The sequence below is a fragment of the Pseudomonas sp. BJa5 genome (assembly GCF_030272875.2).
Classification (GTDB): Bacteria; Pseudomonadota; Gammaproteobacteria; order Pseudomonadales; family Pseudomonadaceae; genus Aquipseudomonas.
Window position 1 is genome coordinate 45827 of sequence record NZ_JALRNG020000040.1, and the last position, 12630, is coordinate 58456.

Annotated in this window: 14 protein-coding genes; 9 read left to right on the top strand and 5 right to left on the bottom strand. The window is 62.9% G+C overall.

Annotation, left to right across the window (positions count from 1 at the left end):
* The first annotated feature begins 120 nt into the window (after positions 1–120).
* The 6 genes from M2D63_RS20975 to M2D63_RS21000 all read left to right on the top strand — a co-directional run bounded on the left by M2D63_RS20975 (position 121) and on the right by M2D63_RS21000 (position 4182).
* Positions 121–450, top strand: coding sequence for an aspartate-semialdehyde dehydrogenase (locus M2D63_RS20975; protein ID WP_285864924.1), 330 nt, complete (start codon positions 121–123; stop codon positions 448–450).
* Between the two features lie 78 nt (positions 451–528).
* Positions 529–690, top strand: a complete 162-nt coding sequence (locus M2D63_RS20980; protein ID WP_285864925.1) for a hypothetical protein — start codon at positions 529–531, stop codon at positions 688–690.
* A gap of 135 nt (positions 691–825) precedes the next feature.
* Positions 826–942, top strand: a complete 117-nt coding sequence (ccoM, locus tag M2D63_RS20985; protein WP_285864926.1) for a cytochrome c oxidase subunit CcoM — start codon at positions 826–828, stop codon at positions 940–942.
* Between the two features lie 177 nt (positions 943–1119).
* The gene (locus M2D63_RS20990) at positions 1120–3108 is read left to right on the top strand and encodes an FUSC family protein (RefSeq protein ID WP_285864927.1); all 1989 of its coding nucleotides are present in this window, start codon (positions 1120–1122) and stop codon (positions 3106–3108) included.
* Positions 3095–3301, top strand: a complete 207-nt coding sequence (locus M2D63_RS20995) for a DUF1656 domain-containing protein (RefSeq protein WP_285864928.1) — start codon at positions 3095–3097, stop codon at positions 3299–3301. The genes M2D63_RS20990 and M2D63_RS20995 overlap by 14 nt, the downstream gene beginning before the upstream one ends.
* An 11-nt stretch (positions 3302–3312) precedes the next feature.
* On the top strand, positions 3313–4182 hold the full coding sequence (locus M2D63_RS21000; protein ID WP_285864930.1) for an HlyD family secretion protein: 870 nt from the start codon (positions 3313–3315) through the stop codon (positions 4180–4182).
* Here M2D63_RS21000 and M2D63_RS21005 read toward each other — a convergent pair whose 3' ends face one another.
* Complete coding sequence (locus tag M2D63_RS21005; protein WP_285864931.1) at positions 4183–4941, bottom strand: SDR family NAD(P)-dependent oxidoreductase; 759 nt, start codon at positions 4939–4941, stop codon at positions 4183–4185.
* Between the two features lie 120 nt (positions 4942–5061).
* Here M2D63_RS21005 and M2D63_RS21010 point away from each other — a divergent pair, with 120 nt between their 5' ends.
* Both M2D63_RS21010 and M2D63_RS21015 read left to right on the top strand, forming a co-directional pair.
* Positions 5062–5967, top strand: a complete 906-nt coding sequence (locus M2D63_RS21010) for a LysR family transcriptional regulator (protein WP_285864932.1) — start codon at positions 5062–5064, stop codon at positions 5965–5967.
* 118 nt (positions 5968–6085) lie between these two features.
* Positions 6086–6409, top strand: a complete 324-nt coding sequence (locus tag M2D63_RS21015; RefSeq protein ID WP_285864933.1) for a DUF2025 family protein — start codon at positions 6086–6088, stop codon at positions 6407–6409.
* Positions 6410–6464: 55 nt separating this feature from the next.
* Here M2D63_RS21015 and M2D63_RS21020 read toward each other — a convergent pair whose 3' ends face one another.
* Together M2D63_RS21020 and M2D63_RS21025 are read right to left on the bottom strand one after the other, a co-directional pair.
* Positions 6465–9047 (bottom strand): EAL domain-containing protein, encoded by a 2583-nt coding sequence (locus M2D63_RS21020; RefSeq protein ID WP_285864934.1) that lies wholly within the window; start codon positions 9045–9047, stop codon positions 6465–6467.
* Positions 9048–9103: 56 nt separating this feature from the next.
* Complete coding sequence (locus M2D63_RS21025) at positions 9104–10177, bottom strand: diguanylate cyclase (RefSeq protein ID WP_285864938.1); 1074 nt, start codon at positions 10175–10177, stop codon at positions 9104–9106.
* A 129-nt stretch (positions 10178–10306) separates the two neighbouring features.
* Between M2D63_RS21025 and M2D63_RS21030 the strand changes: the two genes are divergently transcribed.
* Positions 10307–11407, top strand: a complete 1101-nt coding sequence (locus tag M2D63_RS21030; protein ID WP_285864935.1) for an MBL fold metallo-hydrolase — start codon at positions 10307–10309, stop codon at positions 11405–11407.
* A 9-nt stretch (positions 11408–11416) separates the two neighbouring features.
* Here the strand turns inward: M2D63_RS21030 and M2D63_RS21035 are convergent, their stop codons facing one another.
* Positions 11417–12307: a formate/nitrite transporter family protein gene (locus M2D63_RS21035; RefSeq protein ID WP_285864936.1), complete on the bottom strand. Its 891-nt coding sequence runs from the start codon at positions 12305–12307 to the stop codon at positions 11417–11419.
* A gap of 98 nt (positions 12308–12405) precedes the next feature.
* A partial coding sequence (locus tag M2D63_RS21040; protein WP_285864937.1) for a hypothetical protein occupies positions 12406–12630 on the bottom strand: 225 nt, incomplete at its 5' end.

A 12630-nucleotide genomic window follows, 5' to 3' on the forward strand; every position in this document is an offset into this window, starting at 1 on the left:
GAGTCTAGCAATTTCAGCGAATAAAACCCTTGTGTCCGGCCATGTCCCCGACTTTTCGGTGTGCCTGGCTCAAGGCCGCAACCTCATGGCCGAAACACTGGCGACAGGAGATCAACCCCCATGCTGCCGCCCCTCATCCCGCTCAGTGCCGCCCCCGTGACCTCGCAACTGGACCCGGTCAAGCCGACTCCGGACATCAAGCCGGTGGTGCCTGCGCAACCGGCCTCCAGTGAGGGAACCATCGACTTCAAGCAGCGTGACCCGGAAAAGTCGGCGCTGCTGTTGCGTGAAGAGCAGCGCCGCCAGCAACGCCGGCGTCAGCCAGGCAGGGAAGAGGAGCGATACCAGGCGCTGCCGGGGGATGAAGTCAACGCCGACAACACCGTGCCGGTCGCGCCACTGATGGATCCACCGTCGCGCCAGGGCCTGCTGGTGGACATCGAAGTCTGAAGAAAGGCCGCTGTACTGGTCAGTATCGACAACAGGCTTCATTATGAGCGCATCGCAGTCCGCTTCCTGAGCCAGACCATGAGCCAAGATGACAACCTGATCGACTTCGGTGCCGAACGTGCCCGTCGTGTTCACGATCTCAACGAAAAGCGCCTGAACGAAGTGCGCCAGGCATTCGAGAAGGCCATGCCCCTGGGCAAGGCCAAGAAGAAGTCCAAGGGCAAACCCAAGAAACGCTGAAAAACTTGATGCAGGTCAAGCCTGCACCCGCCTCGCGCGCCCGTCCCCGGGCGCCATTGACCTCGGTCAATTTATTCCCGCCAGCCATTCGCTACCTTGAACCCATCAGACAGGTGCAGGCGAATGGAGGCCGACATGTTCTTCGATAATGTGGTTATCGCTGGAGTAATTACGGTCGGCCTGATGCTGTGTTTCTTTGTCGGTTTCGGAATTTTCATCTGGAAGGATTCGGTCAAGCGCAAACAGCGCTGATCCTTCCGATCAACGAGCACGCAAGGCATTTGGGGCGACTTCGGTCGCCCATTTTTTTGCCCGCAAGAAACCTTTCAGCACGACTGGATTTTAGATAGTTAGCTAGCTAATAATGCTGTCCTGATTCTTTCCCGCCATCCTGACTATCTTTACAACATAGTCTCCAAGGTTCGTCCCGTGCCCATCACTCTGCAGGCCCTGCTGGCGCCGAACAAACTCGCCGTGCAATTTGCCATCAAGACCTTGCTCGGTGGTGGCCTGGCTTTGTGGCTGGCACTGCGTTGGGGGCTGGAGCAACCGGCCTGGGCGCTGATGACGGCCTTCATCGTCGCCCAGCCGCTGTCGGGGATGGTGCTGCAGAAGGGCCTGGCGCGCCTGTTCGGCACCCTGGTCGGGACCTTCATGTCGGTGCTGTTCATCGGCCTGTTCGCCCAGACCCCCTGGTTGTTCCTGCTGGCCCTGGCGCTGTGGCTGGCCCTGTGTACCGCGTGCTCGACCCTGCTGCGCAGCGCCTGGGCCTATTCCTTCGTGCTGGCAGGCTACACCGTGGCGATCATCGCCTTGCCGGCGGTCGATCATCCGTTGCAGGTGTTCGACCAGGCGGTGGCGCGATGCACCGAAATCTGCCTGGGAATTGTCTGTGCCACCGCAACCAGTGCCTTGCTCTGGCCCTTGCGGGTCGAGCAGCAACTGGGCGGGCAGGCTCGCCAGGCCTGGATGAACGGCTTGCAGGCGGCCAGCGCGACCCTGACCGGTGAAGCCCAGGCGCGCAAGGGCTTGCTGGAAATCCTCGGGCGCATCGTCGCGGTGGATGCCCAGCGCGAACATGCCTGGTTCGAAGGCCCGCTGGGGCGCCAACGGGCCCGGGCCATCCGCGGACTGAGCCAGAAACTGCTGATTCTTCTGCGCATCGCCCGCTCGGTGCGGCGCCAGTGGCAGCAACTGGACGAAACCCAGGCCCGGCACCTGCAGCCGTGGCTGGACGAGGTGCGCGATGCCCTGGCCGCGCCCGACCAGGCGGGGCTGCAGGCGCTGCGCCATCGTGTCTGGGAGGCCGCGCACGACGACAGTATCAGCTCGGCTGAACACTACGGCCTGGCTCGCCTGACCCTGCTGCTGGACAATGCCGTGGCCTGCACCCTGGCGCTGCACGCCGTGGAGGAGGGCATTGCACCGCTGGACGTGCCCGACAGCCTCGCCGTGCACCGTGATGTGCCGTTGGCGCTGTTGTTCGGCTCGCGCAGTGCCCTGGCATTCCTGGCCATGGCCGGTTTCTGGCTGGCCACGGCCTGGACCGCGGCACCCGGTGGGCTGGTGCTGACCTGTGTGGTCTGCAGCCTGTTCGCCAGCCGCGAGAACGGTGCGCAGATCGGCATGAGCTTCTTGCGCGGCATCCTCCTGGCGATTCCCGTGGCCTTTGTCGTCGGGCAGATCCTGCTGCCGCAATGGAGCAGCTTTGCCATGCTGTGCATGGGCATGGGCGTACCCTTGTTCTTCGGGGCCCTGGGCATGGCCAACCCGAAAATCGGCGCCACGGCCACGTCCTACTGCCTGCACTTCATCGTCCTGGTGGCGCCGCTCAATACCATGCAGTTCGGCGTCGCGACCTTTCTCAACAGTGCCCAGGCCATGATGATCGGCGTCGGGGTGGCCGTGCTGGCATTCAAACTGCTGGTGCTGCGCAACCCGGCCTGGCATGGCCGGCGACTGCGGGCGGCAACCCAGGGCGACCTGGTGCGCCTGACCCGTCGCGACCTGCGGGGCGCGGAAACCTGGTTCGGCGGGCGCATGGCCGATCGCTTGCTGCAACTGGCCCGGCACTACACCGCGTTGCCGGAGCAGGAGCGCGCTCGCTGGGACGATGGTGTGCATGGCCTGGATATCGGTGACGAACTGTTGCACCTGCGCTTGTGCCTGGCGGCGGCCCGGGCACCGCTGGTGACGGCCGAGCGCGAGTATTTGCAGCAGTTGGAGACGGTGTTGGCACGCGGCCCGGCGCCGGGCAGGGGGCAGCGCCTGGACAGTGCCAGTGAAGTGTTTATCGAAGCTTTGCAAAAGCAGCCCCCCAGCGATGCGCTGCGCCTGGCGGTAGGGGCGGTTTTGCAGTTGCAACGCAGTTGGGGCAAGTGGTGCCAACGGCTGGAGGATATCCATGGGGTTGCGTGAATGGGCGCTGGGCGGCGTGCTGCTCAGTCCGTTTCTGATCTATGTACTGCTGGCCCTGGTGTTGACCGGTGCGCTGCGCCTGTTGTTGCGCCTGACCCCGCTTGGCAGCTGGATCTGGCATGAAGCCTTGTTCGATTGTGCGCTGTTCGTTTGTGTATTGACCCTGGTAACCCTCGGGCTGGGGCCTTTGTAAGGAGTATGACAATGCGTGCACTGCTACGTATCGCGGTGACTCTGGGCCTGGTGGCGGTGGCGGTTTTTGCCGGCTGGAAACTCTGGCAGTACTACATGCTCACCCCCTGGACCCGCGATGCGAAAATCCGCGCCGATGTGGTGATCATCGCCCCGGACGTATCGGGCTGGGTGCGCGAGCTCAAGGTGCGCGACAATCAGCCGGTCAAGGCGGGCGAGCTACTCATGTCGATCGATCGCGATCGCTTCGAAGCGGCCCTGGACGCGGCCAATGCGGTAGCCGAAACCCGCCAGCACCAACTGAGCCTGCGCGAACACGAAGCGTCCCGGCGTGCCGCCCTCGGTCCCCAGGCGATCAGCGCCGAGTTGCGCGAGAATGCCCAGATCAATGCCGCCGTGGCCCGCGGTGAACTGCACCAGGCCCAGGCCCAGGTCAAGGCGGCAGCCATCAACCTGGCACGCAGCCAGGTCAAGGCGCCACGCAGCGGCCATGTCACCAACCTGCGCCTGGCCGAGGGCAATTACGTCAATACCGGGCAGCCGGTGATGGCCCTGGTCGATGATTCGACCTTCTACGTCCAGGCCTACTTCGAAGAGACCAAGTTGCCGCGCATCCGCGTCGGCGATCCGGTCAAGGTCTGGCTGATGAGCGCTGGCGAGCCCATGCAGGGGCATGTCGAGAGTATCAGCCGCGGCATCACCGACCGCAACGCCACCCCCGACAGCCAGCTACTGGCCGAGGTCGAGCCGACCTTCAACTGGGTACGCCTGGCCCAACGCATTCCGGTGCGGATCAAACTGGACGAGATTCCCCAGGGCGTGACCCTGAGCGCCGGCATGACCGCCAGTGTGCAGGTGCATGAAGACCCGGCCCGGCGCTGATCAGAGGAACATACCGCCAGATACTTCCAGGCGCTGGCCGTTGATCCAGCCGCCACCGTCGCCCAGCAGCAGGGCCACGGCGGCGCCGATGTCGTCCGGCAGCCCGACCCGGCCCAGTGCGGTGTTGCTGGCGATGAAGTCATTGACCTCGGCGTTGTCGCGCACCACGCCACCGCCAAAATCGGTCTCGATGGCGCCGGGGGCCAGGATGTTCACGCGAATCCCGCGGGCGCCCAGTTCCTTGGCCTGATAGCGGGTCAGCACTTCCATGGCACCTTTCATGGCCGCATAGGCGGCGTAGCCGGGCAGGGCGAAGCGGGTCAGGCCGGTGGAGATATTGACGATCCGCCCCTGATCGGCAATCAGCGGCAGCAGGCGCTGGGTCAGGAAAAATGGGCCCTTGAGCTGGATGTTGCACAACTGGTCGAACTGCGCCTCGCTGGTCTCGCTGAACGGCACATGGATACCGATGCCGGCGTTGTTCACCAGAAAGTCCAGCTGTTGGCGGCCGAACGTCGAGGCCAGGGTCTGGCGCAGGCGCTCGGCAAATTCGGCAAAGCTTTCGCTGTTACTCACGTCCAGTTGCAACATGGCGGCACGCACGCCAAGTTGTTCCAGTTCGGTCACCAGCGCCTGGGCTTCCTGCGCCTTGCTGTGGTAGGTGCCGATGATGTCGATGCCCTGGCGGGCCAGGTGCAGTGCGGTGTTCTTGCCCAGGCCACGGCTGGCGCCGGTGATCAATGCGATAGTGCGACTCATGGTCTGTACCTCGGGAGCGGTGGGGGAAGTCGAGGAAAGTCTATTGGTCGGCTGGGTGCTGATAAATCCGCGGATTTCGGAAATACTGGTCGGTATCGGCGAACAATCGAGCCTGCCTTCATGAACAAGCTGGAGTTGTTGCGTACCTTTGTACGGGTCAGCGAGTTGTCCAGTTTCACCCTGGCCGGCGAAAGCCTGGGCCTGCCGCGCTCGACTGTGTCCGAACAGATCCGCGCGCTGGAGCAGCTGCTCGGTACGCGCCTGCTCAATCGCACCACGCGGCGGGTACAGGCGACCCAGGACGGCCTGCACCTGTACGAGCGTAGCAAAGACCTGTTGGCGCGCATGGACGAGATCGAAGGCCTGTTCCTCAACGAATCGGCGGCCCTGAGCGGGCGCTTGCGCATCGATCTGCCGACCTTGATGGCGCGGCGCATCATCCTGCCGAACCTGCCGCAGTTCATTGCCCGCCATCCGGGCGTGGAGCTGGAGATCAGCTGCACCGACCGCCAGGTCGACCTGTTGCGCGAGGGCTTTGACTGCGTGCTGCGCATCGGCGAACTGAGTGACCTGGACCTGGTCGCCCGGCCCCTGGGCCACCTTGCGCAGATCAATTGCGCCAGCCCGGGCTACTTGCAGCGTCATGGCATCCCCACTGGCCTTGCCGACCTTCACCAGCATCAGTTGATCCACTATGTGAGGAACCTGGGCAGTCGCAGTCCGGGCTTCGAGTACCTGCAAGCGGGCGAGTTGCAGGTCCAGCCCATGGCCGGATCGATCACCGTCAACAGCACCGAAGCCTATGAAAGTGCCTGCCTTGCCGGGCTCGGCCTGATCCAGGCGCCCGGCGCCGGCCTCAAGGCCTATCTGGACAGCGGCGAACTGGTGCCGGTGTTGACCGATTTCGTGGCTCCGCCCCTGCCGGTGTCGTTGATCTATGCCCGGCAACAGCATGTGCCACACCGTGTGCGGGCGTTCATGGACTGGCTGCAGGCGCTGCTTGGGCCGCACCTGGCCAATCCGTGAAAAATCCATACCCGCGGCCTGTGCATTTCCTTTAACCTTGGCCCTTCAAGCCACTCCGCCAGAGAGTCGCCACCCTTGCCCCGCGTGCCAGATCCCTTCCGCCCAAGTGAGGTTTGACATGCACATCACATCCCAGGACATCTGCGCCGCCGCCGACCAGCTCAAGGGCTTCGTTGGATTCCACCGCAAACTTGGCAAGCATATCGTGCGCTTCAGCGAAGACTCCTTCGGCATGGACGTTGCCGATGACAGCATCACCCCCAGCAGCGAATTCGTCTGGAAGGCCAGTGACGGCGAGGTCATGACCCTGAGCCGGGCCCTGATCGAGATCCTCCTGGCACAGAACGTCGATGAGCGCCTCAATGTCAGCGAGCCGCTGCGGGTCTACCTGCGCCGCCGCGACCTGCCGGAAATCGCCGCGCAACGCCGCTTGCGGGCATAGTCAGGCGCAACTGTCTTTGTGGGAGCGGGCTTGCCCCGCGACTTCGATCGGACAGTCAGATCGCATCGCGGGGCAAGCCCGCTCCTACATGCAGCAGTTGCTCGAAGGCCTGCTTGTCGACCGGTTTGCTCAGGTAGAAGCCCTGCACCTCATGGCAATGCTCCTTGCCCAGGGCTTTGAGCTGCTGCTCGGTCTCCACCCCTTCGGCGGTGACGGTCAGGCCCATGGCCTTGCCCAGGTTGATGATCGCCTGGACCACGGCCTTGTCGTTGCTGTCGCTGTTCAGGCCGGCGATGAAACGCTTGTCGATCTTGATGCTGTCGAACGGGTAGGTGCGCAGGTAGCCCAGGGATGAATAGCCCGTGCCGAAGTCATCCATGTTCAGGCGCACGCCCAGTTCCTTGAGGGCGGTCATGGTGGCCAGGGCGCCTTCGATATCGTTGAGCATGACGTTCTCGGTAATTTCCAGCTCCAGGCGCTGCGCCGGGAAGCCGGTATCGACGAGAATCTTGTAGACGTCACTGACCACGTCGCTGCGTGAAAACTGCGCCGGCGACAGGTTGACCGAGACCAGCAGGCTGTCGGGCCAGCTGCGCGCGGTCTCGCAGGCTTCGCGCAATACCCAGCGGCCCAGGGGCACGATCAGGTCGGTCTGTTCGGCCAGCGGAATGAACGTGTCCGGGCCCAGCAGGCCTTCCACGGGATGCTGCCAGCGCACCAGTGCTTCGACCGAGACGATGTCCAGGGTTTCGAGGCGATAGCGGGGCTGATAGTGAAGGACGAACTCGTTGTTCTTCAGCGCCTTGCGCAAGTCGTTTTCCAGCTGGCGGCGGTGCTGGATCTGCTCGTTCATTTCCGGCGAGAAGTAGCGCCAGGTGTTCTTGCCGTCGGCCTTGGCCTGGTACAGGGCGATATCGGCACAGCGGATCAGTTCCCCGGCATCGAAGCCCTGCAGGCGGGTCTGGGCAACGCCCAGGCTGGCGCCGATGTGCAGGATCTGCTCCTCGTAGTGGATCGGCTGGTGCAGGTTGTCGATCAGGCGGGCGCAGAAGCGGTCGATCTCATTGCGGCTGTCCATGCCGTTGAGGACCAGGACGAATTCGTCACCGCCCAGGCGTGCCACCAGGTCCTTGTCGCGGGTGGATTCACGCAGGCGCGCGGCCACTTCCAGCAGGACCGCATCGCCAGCGGCGTGGCCCAGGGAGTCGTTGATCGGCTTGAAGCTGTCCAGGTCCAGCAGCAACAGGGTCAGGGGCGTGGCATCCGGGCCGCTGAGCAGCGCCTGTTCGAGAAAGCGCGACAGCTTGTTGCGATTGGCCAGGCCCGTCAGTGCATCGTGCATGGACAGGTGCTGGATGCGGGCATGGGCGGCCACTTCATCGGTGATGTCGCTGGCCGTGCCACGAAAACCGGCCAGTTTGCCGCCCAGGATGATCGCGCGCGCCGAGACCCGGCAGAAACGCAACTGCTGGTTCTGGTCGCGGTAGGCGCAGCGCAGGTTGGCCATCTGTTGCGGATCCTGGTCGGCCTGGTTGTCCAGCCAATGCGTCAGGGGCGTGGTTTCGCAACTGAGCAACTGGTTGATCGGTTGGCCAAGCCAGTCTTCGGTCGCGTAGCCGGTCACGGTAACGAAGCGCTGGGACAGGTAGCTCAGGCGGTGGAGACGGTCGGTTTCCCAGATCCAGTCAGATGCGGATTCGGCCACGGCGCGAAAGCGTTGCTCGCTGGCTTCCAGGGCCAGGTTGCTGGCCTGCAGGCGTTGCAGGCTGCTGTCGATTTCCCGCGTGGTGCGCAGGGCATAGCGGAAGAAGTAGACCATCAACAGGCCGAGCACCAGCATGGCGCCCAGCAGCGGCGGCAGTACGGCCCAGAGCAATTGATCGCCCGGACGCGGCGTAAGCCATTCCAGACGATAGCCGGTGTCGCCCAGGGGCAGGCTCGAATCGGCTGCCGGCAGCTCACCGGTCTTTTCGATGCGCATGCCCTGCAAGCCAGCCCCGGCGCCTAGTTTGGCGAGCTTTTCCGGGGTCAGTTGGTCGACGAAGATCATCACCGAGGTTGTCTGTGGATCGATACCCAGTTGTTCGTCGTCGGGGCGGATCGCCGCGGCCACCAGCACCGCCGGCCAGCCGTTGAACAGCATGTGGCGGGTGATCTGCTGGCGCTCGGCGGCAACCTCGCGGGCCTGGGCAATGATCGGCGGCAGCGGGTCTTCTATATAGGTACTGGCCGGCGCGGTACTGAGCAGACCCTTGAACAGGGTGTACTTGGTGCTTTGGTCATCCACCACGAACACGCCCTCGAAACCGCTGGCGGTGTACAACGAGCTGCCGATGTTTTCCTCTTCGTACGCCCAGTTCAGGTCCGCAGGGCCGTTGAGGTGCTCGTAGGCCGCGTCCCACACGGCATAACTTGAGAGAAATTGCCGGGACGCTTCAAGCCGCTGCTCCAGGGCTTTGTGCGCGTAGAAACTGCTCTGGTCTCGCGCATTGGTGTTGAGGGTGGCGGCAATGTTGAACAAGGCCCCGAGGGCAATCAGGCACGCCAGGGCGAACAACGCCGCGATACTGGCGATGAGCTTTCGTGTCTGCAGGCGGGGGTGCGGGCGGGTAGGCGAAGCCTCGACAATCCTGTCCATACGCATACTGTCCTTGGTGAGCTGCGCCTCGACGGTCACGCCGAGGGGGCGAACGTTCAGTCAGGATAGGCCAGCTTCAGCGAGGTGAGGTCCGAATGGGCGAAATTGACCTGATTGCGCCCACTGTTCTTGGCGGTGTACAGGGCCTTGTCGGCTTCGTTGAGCCAGGCCTCCGGGTCCGGCAAGGCCGGGTGGCAGCTGGCCAGGCCGATGCTCAGGCTGATGCGCAGGTCCGGCAACTGCGGATTGCGATAGCTGCCGACCCGCTCACGCAGCCGCTCCATGGCCTGTTTGGCCTGCTCCAGGCTGGTGTCGGGCAGGATCAGGCAGAACTCGTCGCCACCGTAGCGCCCCGCCAGATCGTCGCTGCGCAGGCTGCGCTTGAGTTCGTTGCTCAACTGGGTCAGGACACAATCGCCGACCACGTGGCCATAGGTGTCGTTGATGGCCTTGAAGTGATCGATGTCGATAAGTGCGATCACTGCCTGGCAATGCGCCTGCCGGCACGCCTGGAAACTGAGTTGCAACAGGTCTTTCCAGGCGCCGTGGTTGAACAGGCCGGTCAGGCTGTCGGTACGGCTCAGGGCGCTCAGCCGATGCTTGTGCTCGGCAAGCTTCATGGCCAGGCGGTAACAGACCCAGCCGAGGGCCATGGGGTAGAGCGTGAGCATCGGCAGGCAGGCATAGACCTGCAGGGCGGTCGCCTGCAACTGCAGGCCGGCACCGAACACGGCGATGGAAAGCCCGGCACCCAAGGCCTGGGCCAGCATCCCCTTGAAGAACAGGCGCTGGCCGCCGGCGGCGAGGTTGTTCATCGTCATCATTGCCAGGATGGTCACGCTGGGCAGGGGGTTGAACTGCATGGTGGCGGTCCAGAAACCGCCCATCAGAGAATCGGCCAGCATGTTGCGGTGTTCGGCGTGATAGGGCGTGCCAGCGCGGCGGGCAAGCTGATAGGCCAGGTGCGGCCAAAGCAGGCCATTGAACAGCAGCAGGCCCCAGGTCCATTGCGGCAGGGCCAGGGTGGAAATACCGGCTGCGACACTGAACATGCCGATCCCCAGGCCAATGATGCGCGGCAGGTATATTCTCCTGACGAACGAAAGTCCTTTGCCGCTTCTATTATCCATCATGGCTGTTGGTCTGTTCCGGAGCGCCGTTTATCGCATTAAACCATTGAATATTGTTGATCAATCGAGCGCTATTGAAAAATGGCCTTACAAGCCATTTCACAGTTGATGCAACCACCTTGGGATACTATGAAACTCGCCCTTGTCCTTGGAGTGCTCATCCTCATGGCCCCCTTGTCTCCCCAGGCCGGTACACCCGCGCAACGCCAGGACGGGCGATACCTCAACCAGCGCCCGATGCCCCAGGACAGCGTGCTGAAAAAACTGCGCATCGGCTTGAAGTTCCTGGTGCTTGGCAAGCCGCCTGGCACCCGGCCCGATGTGGAAATTGCCGTGCAGCCCCTGAATCGGCAGCAACTGCTCGAGGCCCCCGACCACAGTTTGTGGCGCCTGGGCCACTCCACGGTATTGCTCAAGCTGCGCGAGCGCTTCTTCATTACCGACCCGGTGTTCGCCGAACGCGCCTCGCCGGTGCAGTGGGCCGGGCCCCAGCGCTTTCACCAGCCGCCGCTCAAGCTCGACGAACTGCCACCGCTGACGGCAGTGATCCTGTCTCACGACCACTACGACCACCTGGACGAACAGGCTATCCGGCAACTGGCCGATCGTGCCGAACATTTCCTCGCTCCGATGGGCGTCGGCGACCTGCTGATCAACTGGGGCGTTCCGGCCGCCAAAGTGCGGCAACTGGACTGGTGGCAGGAGACCCGGGTCGAGGGCATTCGATTCGTCGCAACGCCGGCACAGCATTTTTCCGGGCGCGGCCTGTTCGACAGCAACAGCACCCTGTGGGCGTCCTGGGTGATCCTGGATGAAAACCTGCGACTGTTCTTCAGTGGTGATACCGGCTATTTCGACGGTTTCAAGGAGATCGGCGAACAGTACGGGCCGTTCGACGTCACCTTGATCGAAACCGGTGCCTACAACGTTGAATGGCCGAACGTGCACATGCAGCCCGAGCAGAGCCTGCAGGCCCACAAGGACTTGCGCGGGCGCTGGCTGTTGCCGGTGCACAACGGCACCTTCGATCTTTCGGTCCACAGCTGGCACGAACCATTCGACCGCATCCTGGCCCTGGCCAATGCTGCCCAGGTACCGCTCAGTACGCCGCAAATGGGTGAGCGGGTCAGTCTTGACCAGCCACACAGCGGCCCGGCCTGGTGGTTGCCAAAACCACTTCGCCAGCAGCAGAACGGCGGCGAACGAGTCATGGCAATGAGAGAGTGGTAAGCGCCGGTGTCAGGTTTGCTTGCGTGTCGCTGCCTTGTTTCTGGGAGACGCAGGTAGCGGGGCAGGGGGCTTGCCACTGTCACTGCGTACCTGGGCATGGCTAATCAAGGCAAAGATGAAGCTGCCGCCAATGATGTTGCCGATCAGGGTGGGGGCGGCGAAGTCCAGCCAGAACACTTGCCAGCTGGCCTCGCCAGCCCAGACCAGATAGGACACCTCCACCGAACCGACAACGATGTGGGTGAAGTCGCCCAGTGCCATGAGGTAGGTGATCATCAGGATGATCCAGATCTTGGCGTGCTCCATGGAGGGGATCATCCAGACCATGGTGGCGATCATCCAGCCCGAGACGATGCCCTTGGCGAACATCTGGCCCAGGTCGTTCTCCATCACCTTGCGACCGACATCGAGAAAGGCCACGTCGGTTGTGCTGTCGAAAATCGGCAGGTGCAACATGATGTAGGACACCAATAGTGTGCCTGCCAGATTACCTAGCAATACCACAGACCATAACCGCAGCAGGCGACCTAGGTTGTTCAGCGTTGGCTCGGTCATGACCGGCAGCACGGCGGTCAGGGTGTTTTCGGTGAACAGTTGCTGGCGGGCCAGGATCACCGCCAGGAAACCAGCCGGGTAGCCCAGGCTTGCGATCACCTGGCTGCTGTCCCCTTCGGGCAGGCGTGCATAGAACAGCCCCATGGCCATCATCGACAGGCCCATGCTCAACCCGGCCGCCAGGGCTGACCACCACAGTGCAGCGATGGTGCGCTCCAGTTCCTGATCACCCTGGTAGCGGATGATTTCGTGCAATACCGCCGCGCGCGGTGGCTGGTTCTGCGTGACCTCCTGCTCTTCATCCGCCGACAGGCCCGGGGTCTTGGTGCTTTCGGTTTCGCTCATGGCAGTGGCTCGCGTGGGGTGCCTTTTATTCAGAGCCATGGGGCAGGCGATTAGTTGCTGGGTGAAACAAAGTTGAAATTAGCGCTTGACGCCCCGTTTTATCTCTCTATAATTCGCCCCACTTCCGGCGCAGTCGAAACGGAAAACTCCTTGATAATCAATGAGTTGAATGTTTCAGGTAGTACCGGAAGGGCTTCGATCGCAAGGTCGGCAGCGGTGAAAAAGGTGGTTGACAGCGACGTTAAACGCTGTAGAATTCGCCTCCCGCTGACGAGAGATCGCAGCGAGTCAAGCAGTTGAATTTGAACGAAAAACTTCAAAAT